The sequence below is a fragment of the Myxococcales bacterium genome (assembly GCA_016712525.1).
Classification (GTDB): Bacteria; Myxococcota_A; Polyangia; order Polyangiales; family Polyangiaceae; genus JAAFHV01.
The window spans coordinates 2,607,425-2,625,752 of record JADJQX010000001.1 but is presented as its reverse complement, the minus strand read 5'-3'; the positions used below and the strand labels follow the sequence as shown (position 1 = coordinate 2,625,752).

15 protein-coding genes are annotated in these 18,328 nt (G+C 68.0%); 5 read left to right on the top strand and 10 right to left on the bottom strand.

The annotated features are described in order from the left end of the window. Nucleotides 1–33: 33 nt before the first annotated feature. The 10 genes from IPK71_11210 to IPK71_11165 all read right to left on the bottom strand — a co-directional run bounded on the left by IPK71_11210 (nucleotide 34) and on the right by IPK71_11165 (nucleotide 11,286). Nucleotides 34–429 carry a hypothetical protein gene (locus IPK71_11210; protein ID MBK8214306.1) on the bottom strand — a complete coding sequence of 132 codons (396 nt, stop codon included), beginning with the start codon at nucleotides 427–429 and terminating at the stop codon, nucleotides 34–36. A gap of 139 nt (nucleotides 430–568) precedes the next feature. Further along, complete coding sequence (locus IPK71_11205; protein MBK8214305.1) at nucleotides 569–1,291, bottom strand: DUF4262 domain-containing protein; 723 nt, start codon at nucleotides 1,289–1,291, stop codon at nucleotides 569–571. 6 nt (nucleotides 1,292–1,297) lie between these two features. Then, entirely contained in the window at nucleotides 1,298–1,414 is a 117-nt protein-coding gene (locus IPK71_11200) for an HNH endonuclease (GenBank protein ID MBK8214304.1), read from the bottom strand. 75 nt (nucleotides 1,415–1,489) lie between these two features. Further along, nucleotides 1,490–1,795, bottom strand: coding sequence for an immunity 53 family protein (locus IPK71_11195; protein MBK8214303.1), 306 nt, complete (start codon nucleotides 1,793–1,795; stop codon nucleotides 1,490–1,492). After that, nucleotides 1,792–2,088, bottom strand: a complete 297-nt coding sequence (locus IPK71_11190; protein ID MBK8214302.1) for a hypothetical protein — start codon at nucleotides 2,086–2,088, stop codon at nucleotides 1,792–1,794. Before IPK71_11190 ends, IPK71_11195 begins: the two co-directional genes overlap by 4 nt. A 143-nt stretch (nucleotides 2,089–2,231) precedes the next feature. After that, nucleotides 2,232–2,828 (bottom strand): suppressor of fused domain protein, encoded by a 597-nt coding sequence (locus tag IPK71_11185; GenBank protein ID MBK8214301.1) that lies wholly within the window; start codon nucleotides 2,826–2,828, stop codon nucleotides 2,232–2,234. Continuing rightward, nucleotides 2,804–3,280, bottom strand: coding sequence for a hypothetical protein (locus tag IPK71_11180; protein ID MBK8214300.1), 477 nt, complete (start codon nucleotides 3,278–3,280; stop codon nucleotides 2,804–2,806). Before IPK71_11180 ends, IPK71_11185 begins: the two co-directional genes overlap by 25 nt. A gap of 206 nt (nucleotides 3,281–3,486) precedes the next feature. Beyond that, nucleotides 3,487–4,212 (bottom strand): DUF4262 domain-containing protein, encoded by a 726-nt coding sequence (locus IPK71_11175; protein MBK8214299.1) that lies wholly within the window; start codon nucleotides 4,210–4,212, stop codon nucleotides 3,487–3,489. Nucleotides 4,213–4,897: 685 nt separating this feature from the next. Further along, entirely contained in the window at nucleotides 4,898–5,398 is a 501-nt protein-coding gene (locus tag IPK71_11170) for a DUF4265 domain-containing protein (GenBank protein ID MBK8214298.1), read from the bottom strand. Continuing rightward, nucleotides 5,371–11,286, bottom strand: coding sequence for a carboxypeptidase regulatory-like domain-containing protein (locus tag IPK71_11165; protein ID MBK8214297.1), 5,916 nt, complete (start codon nucleotides 11,284–11,286; stop codon nucleotides 5,371–5,373). Before IPK71_11165 ends, IPK71_11170 begins: the two co-directional genes overlap by 28 nt. An 18-nt stretch (nucleotides 11,287–11,304) precedes the next feature. Between IPK71_11165 and IPK71_11160 the strand changes: the two genes are divergently transcribed. From IPK71_11160 to IPK71_11140, 5 genes are all read left to right on the top strand, one after another. Beyond that, nucleotides 11,305–11,769 (top strand): hypothetical protein, encoded by a 465-nt coding sequence (locus IPK71_11160; GenBank protein ID MBK8214296.1) that lies wholly within the window; start codon nucleotides 11,305–11,307, stop codon nucleotides 11,767–11,769. A 347-nt stretch (nucleotides 11,770–12,116) separates the two neighbouring features. Continuing rightward, the gene (locus IPK71_11155; protein ID MBK8214295.1) at nucleotides 12,117–13,103 is read left to right on the top strand and encodes an ATP-binding protein; all 987 of its coding nucleotides are present in this window, start codon (nucleotides 12,117–12,119) and stop codon (nucleotides 13,101–13,103) included. 3 nt (nucleotides 13,104–13,106) lie between these two features. Then, entirely contained in the window at nucleotides 13,107–15,629 is a 2,523-nt protein-coding gene (locus IPK71_11150; protein ID MBK8214294.1) for a S8 family peptidase, read from the top strand. Between the two features lie 241 nt (nucleotides 15,630–15,870). After that, nucleotides 15,871–16,509 (top strand): hypothetical protein, encoded by a 639-nt coding sequence (locus IPK71_11145; protein ID MBK8214293.1) that lies wholly within the window; start codon nucleotides 15,871–15,873, stop codon nucleotides 16,507–16,509. 975 nt (nucleotides 16,510–17,484) lie between these two features. Continuing rightward, nucleotides 17,485–18,264: a hypothetical protein gene (locus IPK71_11140; protein MBK8214292.1), complete on the top strand. Its 780-nt coding sequence runs from the start codon at nucleotides 17,485–17,487 to the stop codon at nucleotides 18,262–18,264. Nucleotides 18,265–18,328: the final 64 nt, after the last annotated feature.

Genomic DNA, 18,328 nt, shown 5'->3' with positions numbered 1-18,328 from the left:
GTGTCGGTGCTTGGCCTCTACCACTCCGGGAGTCTACCCGCATCGCCTCGCAAGGAACGCCTCCCCCAGGGGCTCGAGCTCACTGTACCCCCACTCCTCGAGAACGGCCGTCACGGGAGGACTGCGTTCGAGACCAACGACCACGACCTCGTCGACCGGGGGCTCATGCGCAAACTCACCGTGGTGATCCTCGACCAACTCGAGCACCGCCTCGAGAGCCCTTCCCGGGTCCGTTTCGACGCGGGTAAAGACCGAGACCCCAGAGGCCAAAGCATCACCGGCGGCGTTACCCCGAGCCCCATAGCTCCGTGCCGCGTCCACGTTCCTCTCGGACGCCACTATCCAGACATGATGCTCGTCGGCAAGCCTAGGGAGGTCGCGCGCAGCGTCCTCGTCGAAGACCACAACGACGCGATGATGTCTGCTCATGGCGGTAGACCGTCAGGTTCGGGGATCGACTCCGGCCCCTTCGTGGGCACGGCATCGACCCGTCCGGTGAGAGTGAGGGCTACCATGATGCGTGTCCACTCTCTTCGCCGGACCGAAGCTCCTGCGGCGGCGTGCACTCTCATGAAGAGCTCTCGCGCCCTCCGGCTATCCACCCGTGCCCCGGCGCTCGAGCCGACGTCCCCTCCACGGAGAGCGTCACCACTTCCTCCAGCGTCGGATCGGAAGTGAGCAGGACCCCCAGCGGCATCAGCCTGGCCTGCTCTCGATCGATCTCGCTCTGCGGCACCGAGAAGATCTCCCAGTAGTCTTCCTCCCAGCGCGCCGCATAGGTCGCAGGGTGACCGAAGGCGATTCCGATATCGACCATCGCCTCGGACTTCGACGGGATATCGTACGGCCATGGCTCGTCCAGCCAACGAAACCCTCCGGCGGTCTCCCGGCTGAACGGCAGGTCCGCCCTGGGCGTGTCGATCGTGCGATAGTTCAAGGGAACGATCTGAAGCGCAGGCTTCATGGTTCCGTAGTACCCCTGCACTCCGAGCAGAAGTCGCTCGGACCACCCCGCGTCGACCTTGACGACCTCGACGCCCAGGGAGGCTATGCGTTGGGCCTGGCTGCACTCTGCATCATCGAACGAGGACTTCGACACCTGCTCCATGAGCTCGAGCACTTCGTCTTTCAGGTAGTAGACTCCGCCCGCGAACAGCAGCTCGACCCCCACCGTCTCGCATAGGCCAATCGTATAGACCCACCGAGGCGTAGCGCCACCGGCCACGACGACCGCATGGTAGCCGTACCGCTCGATGTTCGCCGCGATGCTGAGCCTCGTCTCGTCCTTCATGGTGAGTCACCTATGCACTTCGACGTGGCACTCTACGCACACCTCGGCGTGGTTGGAGGGCACCGTTCTTCCACCATCCGAAGGGCGAACGACATGATGCCCGCGTGAATTGCCGATGTCCACGGGCTGGCCGCAGTTTGCGCACGGCCCGCCCTCGATGGGATTGCCGACCGCAGGGTCGAGCGCTGGCTTGCGAGGTCAGGACGAAGCGTGCGCGAGCGAACCCACATGCGCAAGGAAGACCCGCAGAATCTCCGTCAGGTTTCCCGGCCCGCCCGCGCCGACGAAGGCGCCCCCGCGCACTTCGGCATCGACCCAGTCGTGCTCACTCCTCCGTGCTCGCACGAGGACGGTGTCTTCTTCAAGAGCAGCGGACCGCCCCAGATCGATCGTGACGAGCCAGCCGGGGTTGTCGAGCGACTCGATACGAACGCCGTCACCGTGCTCCCAGTCACCGTCGCACTGAGCGGCGAACCACTCCTGGAGCAGGACGAGCTCATTCATGGCAGCTCGTCGGGACGGGCCGGCCGAGCTCCGTTGGTGCCGCTCTCGTGAACGTGGGGAGTAGGGACTTGAGTACCATTCGGATTCCGGTGGGGCGAGCCTGTCACATCGACGCGCTTGCCGAGGTCAAAACCCGATGGATTCTTCGGGTTCGACTCGTACGTAGCATAATTCGAGATTTGCCCGTTGGGGCCGCGTTTGAACGTCGAGTGAGGTCCTTGGGCGGCAGGGTCCGGTGTCAGCCGGTTCTTTCCACGCCCGCCGCCCTTGCCTGCCCCAATTCCGCCCGCGATGGCTCCGCCGACCGCACCCGCCGCGGCCCCCGCGGCAGGCCTTCACTCCGCGCACCCTCCGAGCGGCCAGGGGGAGGCGCATCTGCGCACGCGGCGCCGCACCGCGATGAGCGCTCGGCACCCAATGCCGTGGCACGCCCGGATCACGAGGGGAGCGGGATGTCAGCTCGAAACATGTCGAAGAGGTCGACCTCGTCCGCGACGGCGTCCATCGCGTCGACCCACCGCTCCACGCCGTTTGCGCGAACGAACGCGAGCTCGCGCTCTGTAGAGGGGACGAGCCACACGAAACGAAGGTCCGCGCCGGAATGCAACCGGAGTGTGGCGAAAGCATCGGGCAGGAACAGCGGGTCGAACGCGATGAACCCTTGCGCCGTTGCGCTTCCGACAACCGATCCACGCGGACCTACAGCTTCACCGCGCTCGAAGAACGCGTTCCGCGCTCGACGCTCGGCGACGAGGTCGAACAGGATGGCCGCCCAGGGCGACCTTTGGCTCGCATCAGTGACGAGGAGCAGCTCTTGGCGCACGTCGTGATTCCGTGAGAAGCCGAGCGTCACGTAGGCCGCCACGTCGGGCAGCTCTGGGACCTCGCGAAACACGAGCACCTGTACGCCCTCCACGCCCGTCAGGTCGTCTGGGGGTTCTACCCCGGACGAGAGCGGTCCGAGGTAGCCTTCCAGGTGCTCGAGGATCTCATCGCCTTCCACGGGCATTAGACGACGTGCCCCGCCTGCCATGCTCGGATCCAACCGCGAACCATCGGTGCGACCGGCGCCGCGGCTCGGTCCACGGTCGCGATAGCGTTCTTCAAGTCTTCGACCACCACCGACGATGGCAACGCCGCATGCAGGGGCTCGGCCGCGCCCCACGCGCGCGCCGTGAGGCGCACCTGCGCTCCACGAGGGGTCAGGTCGAGGTCGAGCATCGCCGTCTGTTCGTACATCGAGATCGTGAACACCTGCCCGCGTGAAAGCGTGGCGAGCGCCCGAGGCGCCTGCTCGAGAAGGATGGCGAAGTCCGTCGCCGTGCAAAGATCGCGGCCGGGGACGTGCACGGCCATGCGCGCGCCCTGACTCTCCCAGTGGTCCGTGAGATCCACGAGGACGCTTCGAATGTCGTCGTCCTCGGCGTCGTACTCCCGAAGCACGGTGGCCAAAGTGACCTTTGGAATCGTGAGGAGCTGTCTCATGGGATCGGGAGCGCTTTACGGTACCCCACAACGGCTGTTCTCGGGCTCCTCTGCTGCAAGGCTTCGCGCTCACCCGCGATCGCAGATAGGCCGGCCGAGAGCGACGAGGGCCCCTTGGCCCCGCGCCTCCGAGCGCCCAGGGGCAGGCCACGAGGCCCACGCCCTCAGGATCCATGCCGGCACGACAGCGAACGTCAGGGGGAGCGTTAGTTACCCCAGGCTTCCCACCTGGACGTCAATCCCGTGCGTCGCATTCCCTTTCCGATCTCCAACTCGACCGCAGGCGCCAGGCTTTCGTCGGCCGCGACGAGCGTCGCCAGGGGCACGACGCGCATGTCTTCCTTCTGCACGTCTTCCGCCGAGCAAGAGAACGCTTCCCACTGATCGGTCTCCCAACGTACGGCTTCGGTGACGGCATCGCCGAGGAGCGCGCGGCGGTTCGTGACGGCCACGTCGCCGTCCGAGAGACGGTACGGGCAAGGGCTCGAGAGCCACTTCCAGCATGGCGATCGGTCCCTCGGAAGGCCCAGTGAGGGTACGTCTATCGTCCTGGTGGAGTCCGGCACAATCTGGACGCAGGCGACCGTGCTCCGCTGGAGGTAGTCCATGGCGCCGAGGACGAGCTCGGTGCTCCATTCCGGAAGAACGGGCCCCGCCGAGACGGACCCCAGGTGAGGAACGTCGATGCGGTCACCGAGGACGAAGGCGCGCTCCGCGCAAGCCGCAATCGCCCGATGCACGTCCGAGGCGTCGCAGAGCGCGTCCCCTGCGAAGACGAGCTCCGCGCCAAAACGCTCCGAAAGCCCAATGGTGTACGCAAATCGAGGCGAGAGACCGCCCTTCACCAAGTACACGTGGAAGCCGTGTGTTTCTATGTTTCGACGGATGAGCGCGAGAGCTCTCTCGCGGCGTGTTTCTCGGTCGTCCGACATGACTACTTTCGGTGGAGCGGCCTATGGTAGTCCTTGCACCTAGGCTGGAGGGATCCGTCTTGCCGCCACCCGCTCGGCGACGCGTTCGACCCTCCGGGCACCATGGGGCGCGACCATGCCCAGTGCGACTCGTGCACCAGACACAAGACGCTCCCAGTGCTTCGTCTTGATGAATTCACCCAACGGGGGCAACTGTGCGGGGGTAGCAGCGGCAACTTCATCGACGACCCCTGCAAACACCTCAAGGGCCGCGAGCTCACCGGGACCAAACTGACCAAGAAAACAACGGTCCGTTGGGTGATAGGACTCGTCCCACTGATTGAACAACTCGGCAGCAACATCTACGAATGGAGCCCGATTCTCGTACTCCAGCTGAGCCTCCGGGTCGGAAATGAGCTCGAGCACTTCTATGATTCGGCCTCTAAACTCAGGGGTCTCTTCCATCCGGTGCCTTCATCGCCTGTCCGACTCCATGCCGCCCTCTTGTCAGCGTAGCATGCCGACGACGGGTCTAGTAGTTGACGGGGCTCCCCCGGCGTACGCTCTCCTCGCCTCCCTCGAGGCCGCTCGGGTCTCGTCGCGTGAACGCCCGCGTCTCCGGGGCGCACTCCCCCGGCCCAGGTGCACGAGGCCGGTTCCGCGTCGTGTGTCGCCCCCACGAAACCGAACGGCTAGCCACCGAGGATCAGTCGGCCCACTCCACGTCGACACCAAGGTTCGGCAGCTCCGCCAGAAGCGCTGAGAGCACGGGGTCAGGGCCACCTGAAGGCACGTCGATCGCGAGCAGGTTGTCGGAGCTCCACTCGTGCAGAGGAGACGAGGACTCCAGATGTCGGAGGATGCATTCTCTCCCTCGCGCCTGCGCCTCCTTCAACCAGAGCCGTACCACACGCCGACCGCTTCTGGCGTGGACCTCCGCGACCACGTAGCGCCTTCCACCCGAGGGCTGGGTGCGAACCCTATCGCCTAGGGCTAGGGAGTACGTGAAGTATGGGATGCAGCAGAGCTCGAACTCTGCCTCGCCTAGTTGGCGTGCCCAGAGCTGCTCCCACCGGCCTGGCATTCCGGCGGACGACAGGTCCGCGAAGATGATGAAGTTGGCCCTATCCTGCCAGATGGGGGCGTCGTGTGTAGCGATCTCGGATGCCATGGTCATCACTACGGCTTCCAGTGGGAAGGCGGCCATGGCCCCTCGTATCCAGGCGGAGGCGTCTTCGGGTACTGACCGGCCCCCTTGGAAGCGTTGCAGTGTGGACACGCAACCTGAGCGTTGTCTAGTGTCGCATTTCCTCCGTTCGCACGAGCGGTCGCGTGATCGACCTGGGTGCCGGTGCCCTCTCGCAGACAGAACACGCATGTCTTGGTCGGATTCTCGGCGAACGCTCGTTCTCGAACCCCCTGGGAGAAGCGGTTTCCCGCGGTTGGGCCTCCCGAGGTGCCCGGCTTGATCGGCGGGCCGCTCCGTGCGGCCGCCGCCCCCACCGCCCCCGCAACGGCCCCGGCCGCAGCCCCCGCCGCAGCCCCGCGGCCCGCGGCCGACCGAATCGCCCCGCAATCGAACCCCGTCCTCCCGGGGTCGAACGCCTGATCCATCACCTCGTCGGCTGCGCCGAAGACCGCGCCCTCCGCGCCTCCGACCGCGGCTCCCGCAGCCGCTCCCACCACCACCGCCGCGACGAAGTTCCCGTCCGGGTCCCAGTAGTTGACCGGATCTCCCCCGGCGTACGCGTACTGGTTCTCGCCTCCCTCGAGGCCGCTCGGGTCGCGTCGCGTGAACGCTCCGGTCTCCGGGTCGTACTCGCGCGCCCCCAGGTGCACGAGGCCCGTGTCCGGGTCGTGTATCGCACCCACGAACCCGAACGGCTGGAAGCCAGGGTTCGTGTCCGTCACCACCTTCCCGAACGGGTCGTACTCGAGCGCCTGCGCGACGACCCCGCTGAACACGTCCACCACGAACCGCACGCTGCCGCGCTCGTCCTTCAATAGCGCGTACGTCGCGCCCCCGCGCTCCATCAGGTCCGGCCCGAGCTCCCCTCGCGCGTACACGTACCGCGTCAGCACGTTGCCCGCCGCGTCCACCTCCGCCGCAGGCTGCAGCGCGCTCCTGTACAAATACCGGTTCTCTACCGTCCCGCTGCGACGCTTCGCCACGCGGCGCCCGTACGCGTCGAGCTCGTACTCCACGCGGATCCCGCTCGGGAGCTCCGCGCTCGCGAGGTGCCCACGCCCGTCGTACCCGTACCGGGTGACGCTCGCCCCCTCCGTCTTCGTCGCGCGCTCGCCCTTCCCCGTGTACGTGTAGCTTGCACCCGCCTTCGACGTCACGCGGTCACGGCCGTCCGCCGTGATGCCGCTGTCCGTACGGTTCCCGTTCCCGTCGTACGTGTACACGTGCGTCGCCGTGCCGTTCTTCGACACACGCGCGAGGCGGCCACGCGCGTCGTACGCGTAGGTGGTCGTCACGCCGTTCTCGCGCTTCTCCGTGAGGCGGCCGAGCGCGTCGTAGGCGAGCGCCATGTCGAGCAGCACGCCACTCGCGCTCCGCGCCTGGTAGCTCGAGAGCTCTCCGTAGCCCGTGTAGCCGAACGTCTCCCCGGCGAGGCCGACGCTCAAGCTCGCGAGGCGCCCGCTCGCCGGCTCTCGCGTGAGGAACACCGGGCCCGCGCGCGTCAGGAGGCCGTCCACGTCGTACGCGAACGAGACCACGTTGCCCGAGGCGCTCTCCGTCGCCTGCCGGAGCATCGTGTCGTACGTGCTCGCCATCGTCCCCGGCGCGACACCGGTCGCCGTCACGTCGCGCAGGAGCGCCCCGTCCCACCCGAACGCGAGGCCTTGCCCCGAGGTCGTCGTCAACGTGCGCAGCTTCCCGCTCGCGGCGTCGTACGCGAACGCGACCTCTCCACCGGCGTACACGAGCCGTGACGGCCTGCCCGCGGCGTCGCGCACCACGTCGGTCGCGGTGCCGTCCTCGTACGTCACCTTCCCGAGGTCGCGGTCGCCGTCGTACCCCACCACGATGGGGCTCGCCCCTGGGGCCACGTACGACGCGAGCTGGCCGTCCTTCCCGTACGTGAGCACGTGGGCGCCCTTGCCAGGCGGCGTCACCTGCGTGAGGTCGTCCATGGGGCTGTACGCGTAGGCGCTCTTCGCGCCATCGGTGTGCACGAGCCCCGTCGCGCGCAGGGCCCCGTCGCGCTCGATCCCGAGCCGCCGCCCGAGCGGGTCCTCGACACTCGCGACCGCTCCGGCGGCACCGTACCCGAGCGTCGTGCGGCGCGCTCCCGTGGTCGCCGAGGCGAGCCGACTGCGGGTGTCGTACACACGATCCGTCGCGACGAAGCCGGGGAGCTGCGACCTGACGAGGCGCCCCTCGGCGTCGAGTGTGGCCGTCAGCGTGCGGCCCGCGGGCGTCGTCGTCGTCCAGGTGCGGCTCGCGCCGTCGTACACCATGCGCGTCACGCCATCGGGTGTGCGCCGCTCGCCGGAGAGCCCGATCACCGCGCCCGCCGCGTCGACGTTCGCGCTCCACGTGCTCTCCACCGTGCGCGTGAGACCGCTCGGGAACCTCACGACGTGCCGCGCCGCGTACGGCGCGAGCATTCCGAGGCGAGGGTCGGCCTCCGGCACGATCTCGACCTCGGTCCCGTCGGGCAGCGTGGCCTTCGTGCGCCCCGACTTGGCGATCGTCCACGCCACGGTCGTCCCGTCGCGATCGACGAGGCTCCGCACCTCGTCGACGCCGGGGCCCGCACGAAACACGTGCGACTCACGCCGCATGAGCCCCGTCGTCACGTCGACCTTCGTGCCACCCGAGGCCGCCTCTTGAGAGAATGCGAAGCGGCGGTTCTCGGCGTCGGCGTCCGTGAGCAGCCTGCCCTCGGCGTCGTACGACATCGTGTGAACACCACCGCCCATGTCGACACGCTTCGTGAGCAGCCCGCCCGGCGCGTACTCGAGCTGCTCTTTGCGCCCGATGGCGTCGGTCACCGTCGCGAGGAGGCCCGCCGCGTCGTACCCGAGGGTAGTGACCTGCCCGAAGGGCGCCGTGATCGTCGTCGCGCGCCCGCTCCCGTCCCGCGTGACGGTGAGCGCGTTCTGGTGTCGGTCTTCCACCTTCACGAGGCGGCCCGCGGCGTCGTACGAGAACGTCACGATCGGCGTGCCGGTGAGCGCGTCGAGCGTGCGAAGGTGGCGCCCCTTCACGTCGAACACGTCCACCGTGGCGCCCGATTCGTCGGGGATGAGCGTCTCGCCAGGGCTCGTGCCGGGGAACGGCGACTTGAGCGTGACGACGCGGTTCTGCGACTCCTCCGTCGCGTAGAGCGTGCCGTCGGGGCCCAGCGCGAGCGTGCGCGTCGAGAGGGACGTCAGGCGCCCGGCCGAGCCCTCGAGACCAGGTCGATCGCCGCCCCCCGCGTACGCCTGAACCCTCCCACGCTCCACACGTCGGATGCGCAGGTTGCCCTGGTCGGAGACGAACACCGCGCCCTCGGCGTCGACCGCGAGCGCGGTCGGACCGCGAAACGTCGCGCTCTCGGCGGGCCCACCGTCGCCCGTGCTGCCCGCGTCCCCTGCTCCCGCGAGCGTCGACACGAGACCCGACGGGTCGACGCGCCTCACGCGATTTCTCCCCTGCTCGGCGATGAAGAGCGTCCCGTCGGGGCCCACGGCGAGGCCACGCGGCAAGAGCAGAGAGGTCCTCCGCGCCGGCACGGCCTCGCCGATCTCCATGCCACCGCCGACGGCGAGCTCGACACGTCCGCCCGGGTCGAGCCGCACCACGGTGCTCGTGCCCTCGGCCGTGACGTAGAGGCTCCCGTCCGGGCCCTCGGCGAGCGCGGTCGGTCGCGAGACCGTGACCTCGGTCGCGAGCTGAGGATCGATCGTGATCGGCTTGGCCCCACCGCCCAGGATCGTCCGGATCACGCCGTCGCGGCCGACACAACGCACGCTGTCGCCGTACTGCTCGGCGAAACACACGCGCCCGTCCCGGCGCACGATCACGCCACGCGGCGTGTCGATCGTTGCCATCGTCGCGGGCCCGCCGTCCCCCGTGTGGCCTTGTGTCCCCGTCCCCGCGAAGGTGGAGATGACGCCGCCCTCGATCTTGCGGATTCGGTACCCGATGCTCTCGGAGACGTACACCGTCCCCTTCGCGTCCACGGCCACGCCGTCCGGCGAGGCGAGGTCGGCGGCGAGCGGCGGTCCGCCATCGCCAGCGCCACCGAAGCGCCCGCTCCCGGCGAGGATGCGCAACGTGGCGCCGATGTCCGCGGCGTAGCGCGTCGTCCCGTCCCCGCGGTAGAGCACGCGCCCCGCGGGATCGTAGACGTGGTGCGCCGAGAGCGACCAGCCCCCCAGCCCGAGCGCGGTCTGATCACGCGCGCCGATCGGGACCTCGTATCCGCGACGGAGGCCGACCTCTTGGCGCGTCTTGTCGCCGGTGACGGCCTCTCCGTCGCCGTAGGCGCCGAAGGTGCGCACGTTCTGGTAGACACCGTCGTACACGAGGCCCACCCGCACCTCGGCGACCGTCTGCCCGGGCCAATCGCGCCCGTAGGCGTCTTTGCCGTTCCAGGTGAAGGTGTGGGTGAGGTTCGGGGTCAGCGGCGCGAACGTCTTCGTCTCGGTCACGCCGAGCACCGTCACGCTCACCTCGGCGCGCTTCGCCGTGGGCGGCACGGTCGCGCCCGTCACCGGCACGGTGAGCGTACGTGCGTCCTTGCGGCCCGGCATGCGGTCCGAGTGGTAGTGGAGGAACACGTTCGTGCCGACGAGCGGCAAGTCCTCGGCGAGGGTGCGCTTCTCGCACTCGAACCACGAGCCACCCGAGCCGATGCACGGAATGCCCGGGCCCCCCTTGCCGTCACCATCCGGGGGGAAGATGGAGTCGAGGGGCGGGCCAAAGGCCCAGTTGAGGTCCCACGCGGAGAAGTGGGCCATAGGGACACGCAAGTAGCTCTTGCCGGGGACGACTCCCGCCTTCGCGAGGGCCGCGATCTCCCCGGGCGTGATGCCAGCGGCGGCGAGCGCGTCGGCGCCGTCGGCCTGGCCGTCACCGTCGGTGTCGAGAGAAGGCCCAGGGAGCACGGCGACGATGCGGCCCGAGGCCTCGGCCTTCCAACCGGAGTCACCATCCTCCAGCACCCCCGCGGGCACCGGGGCTCCGACCTTCATGTGGAGGAAGTTGTCGACGTAGGTGACCACGGGCGCGCTGAAGGCGACGCGTGTGTCGACGCCCGCCTCGTCGATCGCAAACGCGGACGCGTAGGTGTACGCGCTCGCCGGAGGCAGCTCGCCAGGCATCGCCGAAGGGCCTCGGCTGCCACGTGTGTATTCGGTGACGCGCAACGTGCCCCGTTCGAGGGGCGTTTTGTCGCCGCTCGCCTTCACGACCTCGGCCCGCGTACCCGGTGGCACGAGCACCACGGCCGTGCGCGGATCGCTCTCGTCCCGCGACGTCTCCCCCGAGGCGACCTGCCACTCCGCGGAGCCGAACGCGACCGGGGTGCCTTTGGCCGAGGGCGCGACGAGCACCACGTCTTCGAGCACGGCGAACCGGTTCGGGCGCGGCGACGCGGTTCTGTGCGCGAGCAGCTTCCCGGGCGCATCGAAGCGAAGCCGCGTCGAGCCCGCCCCGAGCACCACGAAGCTGAACCGCCCCTCGCCGTCCGTCTTGCTTTCGCCGAGCTTGGCCTCGCTCGGAGCCCGTACCTTCGCGCCCACGACGGGCGCGCCCGCCTCGTCGAGCACGCGCCCTCGCACGACGGAGACGCGCGTCGCGTCGAGGTACGCCTTGTCGACCCCGAGCTGCTGCGAGCACGCGCCCTCGGTCAAGAATCGGATAGCGTCCGCGAACGACACCCCGGCCGTGCCGTCGATGGGAGGCGCCGCGCACGGATCGACCCACGGCCCGCCTTCCCCGGGCGGCGGCGGCACGTTCACGCCCCCGTCGGGGTCGGCGCCTGGAGGTGACGTCTCGTCGCTGCACCCACCGCACGCCGAGAGCGCGACGGAGAGGGCCATGAGCAGCAGGAAGGGCAGCGAGAACGAGGGATGCGCGCGCCGAGGCATCCCGGCAGAGGATCACGAGTGAGTCACCTGGTCAATCGGGTCGTCGTGGTGAATAATCCGAGGCATGTTGCGAGGCTTTCGTGCATTCCGTTCAGGCAGCCGGAATGGGGGGAGCTCGGTCTCGGATGGGGGGAGCTCTCGGAGCTGGAGCGTTCCCTTGTCGCTGGGCTCGGGAAAAAGCACAGGAGCAACAGGCTCAGGGAGGCGATCGTCAGGCTCCTCTCGGCGCGCGTGGCCCCCCTAGAGCTCGCGAGCGTGCTCGGCCGCGACCCCGCGTCATTGGTCGAGGACCATCTCGGGCCGGTGGTGCGCGAGGCGCGACTCAAGCGCCGCCCTCCGGACCCGGCCCACCCGGCACAGGCGTACCGTACGGCAGACGGGCCGCTCTTCTCGAAAGAGGTCGAGGCTGGAAAGAAGAGAGCCCTCCAAGAACCGGTCGGTCGCGCACCTCCGGCGGCTCCGGTTCCGACTGCCTCGGCGTGACGTACCGCGAGGTCCGCGTGACGAACCAAGCGAAGCGCTGGGGGAGCTGTGCGAACGGGGCGCGCGAGGTTGCGGGGGCTGGGCCCGGAGTTGATTTGGTGAAGGTTGGGGGGGCGGTTCTGCAGGCAACGGGCTCGGGGCGACCGTTGCTCGGGCTCGAGCGCCGGACGCAAGGTCCGGGGCCAACGCCAGCCCATGCTTGTCGCTTGTTCCCTTGATCAAGCTTGACTAGGCTTTGCTAGCGGGGGTGGCCTCTGGTGAAGTCGACGATGCGGGTACCGGCGGTACCCTCGCCGCGAAGTTGTGAAGCCACGGAGCCAGATTCTCTCGAGAAGCCAGAAAGCGTCATGAAGGCCGACATCCTCAAGCTGCTGCTGCAGTCCCACGCGGAGGGCGACGAATCGTCGTTCCGCAAGGCTGCGCTGCAACTTGCGGCGGCCGAGAGCAACGCCGGGCACGTGCGCGTCGCAGAGGAGATCCGCGCGATCGTCGCCAAGATGCCCGCGACGGCGTCCCGCAAGCACCAGGGCCCCGTCGTAGACATCGCCGCGCCTCGTGGCGACCTCGCCGACATCCTCGAGGGCGGCCACCGTGACGAGCGCCTCCGCGACATCGTCCTGCTCCCGGAGACCGAGGAGACGCTCAAGCGCGTCCTCTCCGAAAATCGATCGCGCGCGCGTCTCGAACGCTTCGGCGTCCAGCCGCGCCGGCGCCTCCTGTTCCACGGCGCCCCAGGCTGCGGAAAGACGCTCGCCGCGGCTGTGCTCGCCGGCGAGATGGGTCTGCCGCTGATGACGGTGCGCTTCGACGCGCTGTTCTCCCGCTTCCTCGGAGCGACTGCCGTGCAGCTCCGGGCGATCTTCGCCGAGATGCCGCGCCGTCCCGGAGTGTACCTCTTCGACGAGTTCGACTCGGTGGCGAAGGCGCGCGGCGACTCGCAGGACGTAGGCGAGATGAACCGCGTGGTCACCGCGTTCCTGCAGCTCGTCGACGCCGACATGAGCGGCAGCATCCTCGTGGCGGCGACCAACCACGTCGAGCTGCTCGACCGGGCCGTGTTCCGACGGTTCGACGTGATCGTGCCGTTCGACATCCCCACGCGCGAACAGATCGCCGAGCTGATGAAGTTGAGGCTCTCCACGGTAGGCCTCGACGATGCGGCGGCGGCGACGCTCGCGGCACACGCCGAGGGCTGGAGCTTCGCGGACGTCGCGCGCGCGTGCGACGATGCGGTCCGCACGATGGCGTTGGATGATCGTGAAGGTGTCTCGGTGCGCGATGTCGTCCGCGCGCTCGAGGAGCTGAAGCGACGAAACGTGCCGGCCAGGAGCTGACCCGTGGCCGACGCGCGGCTCCCTCTCCTTCGAGGGAAGATCACCTCGGTGCACACCTATGAAGCGCCTCAAGGTGGTGGGGGCAATCCACCGAAGATGCCGTCGCTCGATCCGCGCGCGCACACCACCGCGCTGACCCAGCAACTCGACGCCATCGCGCAGCAGGTGAAGGCTCGCGCGGAGAACGCCCGTGACGAGCTCGCGAAGCGCGAGATTGTCGCCGTTCGGCCGGCGGCGAACGCCCAGCTCGTTCCAGACCAACTGGACGATGCCCGATCCGACGCGCGCCTCGTGGGCGTCATGCCGGACACGGGCACCGTCGTTCTCGACGTGGCGAGCGCGGACCTCGAATACCTGCGCAAGAAGCTTGCTGCCTTCGCCGACGACTCGAAGGTCACGACCAAGACCGAGAAGGACGGTACGGTCAGCACCCATCGCGGCAGCGAGAAGGCGATCGGCCCGATGGGCAGCATCGGGCTCGCTGAGATCGGCGACCTGAGCGGCGTGCAGCTCCGGGCCGCGGCGCCGCCTGCGGACCGCGCCTGCTGGCTCGAGGTCGGATGCCGAGGCGGCTACCGCAACCCCGAAGATACGGCCAACAGCCGCGCGCAGATCGCACGTCAGCTCCATCGCCTCGGCGCGCCGCAGAAGCTCGACGAGTTTCAAGGTCCCGAGCTGGTCTACTTCTTCATCCGGCTCACGGGCAGACAGCTCGACGAGCTGCGTGTGGCCACCGATTGCATCTACGAGGTCGATCTCGCACCGCAGCCCCTCCGCGACCTCAAGCTGCTCGACGATCTCGTCACGAAGGACATCGCCGGCTTCGCACTTCGTCAGCCGCACGAGGACGCACCCGCCGTCGTGGTGCTCGACACGGGCATCGCGACGGGGCACCCGCTCCTGAAGTCCGCGATCTTGAGCGCGACGACAGCGGGCCCCGAGATCCCCTCGCCGGAGGATACCTACGGGCATGGCACGAAGATGGCCGGGCTCGCGTTGCATCGCGACTTGGGGGCGGTCATCGAGCGTGGACACGCCGATGCTTCACACTGGCTGCAGAGCAGCCGCCTTCTCATCGCGCCCGGCTACGGCACGGCCGACGACGACAACTGCGAGAAGTGGCCAGTTCTGACGGAGCGCGCGGTGCGCTCTGCCGAAGATGCGGACGCACGCCCTCGCAATCGCGCCTTCGTGCTCGCCGTGACGCGGTCCATGCAGGACCCGCCACTCGATGGCATCGCGCCGACGCTGTGGAGCCAGGCCGTCGACCAGCTCGCGTTTCGTGAGGGGCTCGGACGCCTCATGATCGTCTCGGCCGGCAACGCCCGCGACACCGAATGGTTGAAGCTCGCCGAGCTGTACCCTCAGCTCCAGCTCTCCGAGAAGATCCACCAGCCCGCGCAGGCGTCCAACGCGCTGACCGTGGGCGCGTTCACGGCGCGCGTGGAGCTTCCGAACGACGAGGTCTACGCCGAAGCGCGCGTCGTCGCGACCAAGCCCGGCGGGATTTCTCCCTACACGAGCACTGGGCTCGTCGGAAACGAGTGGCCGATCAAGCCCGACGTGGTATTCGAGGGCGGCAACCTCGCGATCTCTGGATCGCTGACCGACTCGGCCGTCCCCACGCTGTCGGCGCTCACGACGAGCCACCGCCACACGTACGGCAGGCCGGTGGGGTTGATGTCGATGACGAGCGAGGCGAGCGCGCGCGTCGCCCACCTTTCCGCGCACATCTGGTCGCTCGAACCGAACCTGCGCCCCGAGACGGTGCGCGGCCTCATCGTCCAGTCGGCGAGCTGGACGAAGGCCATCGTCGAGGACTTCCCCGGCCTGAACGATCGGCTTCAGGCATGCGGCTACGGCGTGCCCAACGAGCGCCTCGCCTCGGAGTGCGCACAAGGTATCGCCACGATCGTCGTCGAGGACTCGATGCCGAACGCGATCGCCGAAGAGGAGCCGAAGAAGACCCCACCAAAGCGGCCGACCACGAAGCCGACGGAGACGAAGTATCGCCGCAAGGTGAAGCTGTACCAGCTCCCGCTTCCCGAGAGCCTGCTCAACGATGCGGACCCCGATGTCGAGCTGCGTGTGACGCTCTCGTACTTCGCCGAGCCGAGCAGGCTCGGGCGGCGCACGTACCACGGCCTCGACCTCAAGTGGGACATGCAGGGACCGCAGGAGTCCCAGGAAGCGTTCAAACAGCGCATCAACGCGCTGCTCCGCCCAACCGATGACGAGGGGAAACGCCTGAAGATCGAGAAGACCAAATCGTTCAACTGGGACGTCGGGATCGAGCGGAGAAGCCGAGGAACCGTCCAGAGCGATCGCTGGCGCGGCAAGATGTCGGAGCTCGTCGGCGACAAGCTCGTCGCGATCTACCCCGTGCTCGGCTGGTGGGATCAGCGCAAAGCGCTCAAGACCGCCGAGATGAAGTTCTCCCTCGTGGTCTCCGTGTTCGGCCCTGGCGTCTACGCCGCCATCAAGCCGAGGGTCGAGATCGAGCCGGGCATCACGATTGATGTGTAAAGGACCGTGGGCCGCTCAACCGGGCCACCCCCGTCTCCGAAAGCAGTCGCGTACGCTCGCTGCTGTTCCATCTCGCTGCCTCGATGCCGCCGGTGACGTTTCGAGCGAGACGACGACTATCCTGACGTGGGGGGCTCACGACCATCAATACCAAGTAGGTCTGCCAGAAGCGCGGATCCAGCCGGCTCGAGCTACGCGCCGCCGCTTTCGACTGTTCCGGGGCGTCTGTAGAGTGTTCAAGATGTTATTGAAGTATCGCTTCAGAGGTCTCTCGTACGACTCTGCCGAATTCTTCCCAGAACGCTGGGGTCAGCGCAGTCGGCTGCAAGAAGTAGGCTTCGCCAGCACGGGTCTTTCCGACACGCCGTCGATACCCTTCCGGCGCGTTCGCTGGGAGGACGAACTGCGCGAGCACCTTCTTTTCGACGAGGTGCTGCGCCAGCGGATGGATCCAAGCGTTCGTTTCCTGGCGCCGCGCTTTGCCTGGCTGTTCCGTAAGGTCGAGTACCCAACCTCGTACGAACGAGTCGACATGAAGCGGCGTCGCACGATTGTACGCCAGGAAGCATTCATCGCGACTCTCGTGCCTCTCATGACATCGATGAAAGTGATGATCGTTGGCCGTCATTCGACTTCCGAAACCGACTTGAAACTTTCCAAACTTGATCGACGCTCCCCACGGCAGAACCAGGGGCTTCGTCGGTGTCTTACGATTGTTGTCGCATATCATGGCTGGAGAGCAGTTCCGATAGCACAAGGCGTAGAGCCCTTCTTTGATGGCAGGCTTCTTCCGAAGCGTGTCGAGCTTTTCGGGATTCGGCACCTCCACCAACGGCATACCCAACAGCAGATCATTGGAGGAAAGCACCGTCAAGCGTGAAGCACGTCATCGCGAGCGACGGTTCCAGAGAAGGGATCCGACTACCCGTCGCCTATGGTACTTCGCCCGGGCAGGCGTCCATTTCGGTCCAGTGCCAGGACATCGCTGACACATCTACGCCACGACATCGCTGACACATCCTCGCACCCCGCAAGGACCAGCACACGCTCCGGCAACGACGAGTCTTCGCGCAGCAAGCAACCAAATGCGACGCGCTCTCGCCCCTCACGGCTCGCGCGACGTGAACCGCCCAGACAGGGCACAACTGGCCCAAGCGCCTCGGGAGCACGGCTACGCGACGATGCACGAGCACATCCACAGCCCCGCGAGCGCTCCGTTGGCAGCAGCGGGAGACATCGTGCTCGACGTGCGGACGGAGCTGACGGAGCTAACCCGGCACCCCATGTGGAGCCCTCGCGAGCTCGCGGTCGTCCTCGCGAGAGCGGTCGGAGCGGCCGGAGCACCCACACCGACCCGCGCCGGCTCACGAAGTCCGCATCCCGTCCCATGCCCCGCCCGGCGAAAAGGAGACCAAAATCACCCCCTCGCCCATCCCCACCATGGGAGGGCGGGGTACCCAAATACCCCCCTCGCCCATCCCCACCATGGGAGGGCGGGGTACCCAAATACCCCCCCGTCCCATCCCATAGATGGGAAAGATCGGGATTTTTGGGGTCTCCTCCCGATCCACGCGCGCCCGCCCGGGAGCTTTTTTCACCCCAAATCCCCTTTTTCCACCGCACCTCACCCACCAAGGTGCGGCACCTGGCACCGAGGTAGGCATGGCAAAAACCTCGAGAAATTCGCCCATTCTCGCTGGCACGGGAGCCGCCAGACGGGCCTCGATGTCCCGTGTACGCCGATCGGGTGACAAGGTGCTTCGGAACGAATCCGATCGGGCGTGGTCTGTCCCGGCGTGAACGAGATACGCGGCAATCACGCCGCCATCCCGCGCACTCCGAAAGAGAGACCACCATGAGCACGTACGCCATCCACGCCTTCACCGTGAACGACGCCCTCGTCGCTGGCCGCGACCTCCTCCGCATCGCCAAAGGCAAGAAGCTCCACCGCACCTTGGCCGCTGCCCTCGTCCGCGTGAAGCGCACCAACGAAGCCCTCGACGCGGCCAGTCGCTCGATCCCCAAGGAGGACGATCCACTTGTCCTCGGCGGCAGCGAGGCGCCCGCCCAAGAGGGGCTCTTCCTGCCGCTCGTCGCCCTGCGAAAGGCCTTCGCCGCCGTCCGCGACCTCCTCAAGGTCCACGCCCAGCTCCCCGAGGGCGACTCGGTCGGTGACACCGCCCGCGCCGTGCTCGCGGCGCTCTTCCCCGAGGGCACGGGCTTCCTCACCTCGGACGCCAGCGAGCTCGACGTCGCCTGCGGCCGCGTGCTCGAGCGCACCGCTCACCCGAAGGTCGCGAAAGCCCTCCAGACGCTCGGCTGCAACCCCCACATGAAGGCCGCCAAGACCGCATACGGCGCCTTCGTCATGGCGCGTGAGGCCTCCGTCGACGCCCACGTCGAGAGCTCCTCGAACGACAACGTCGCGGTCTACAACGACGCCATCGACGCCCTGCGCGAGTATGCCCGCCTCGTCGAGGCCCACGCCCTGCTCGAGGGCGCCTCGCTCGACCGCGTGCTCCTCGCCCCGCTCGCCCACAAGCGCATCGCCCGGCAGCGCGCCCCGAAGGGCATCACGCCCGAGCCCACCGAGGGCGACAGGATCGACGAGGCGCCCCCGTCGCGCGCCGCGTGATCGAAGCGTCCTGACCTTCCCACCCCGCAGCACCCCGAGGCCCACGCGTCCCCCGCGTGGGCCT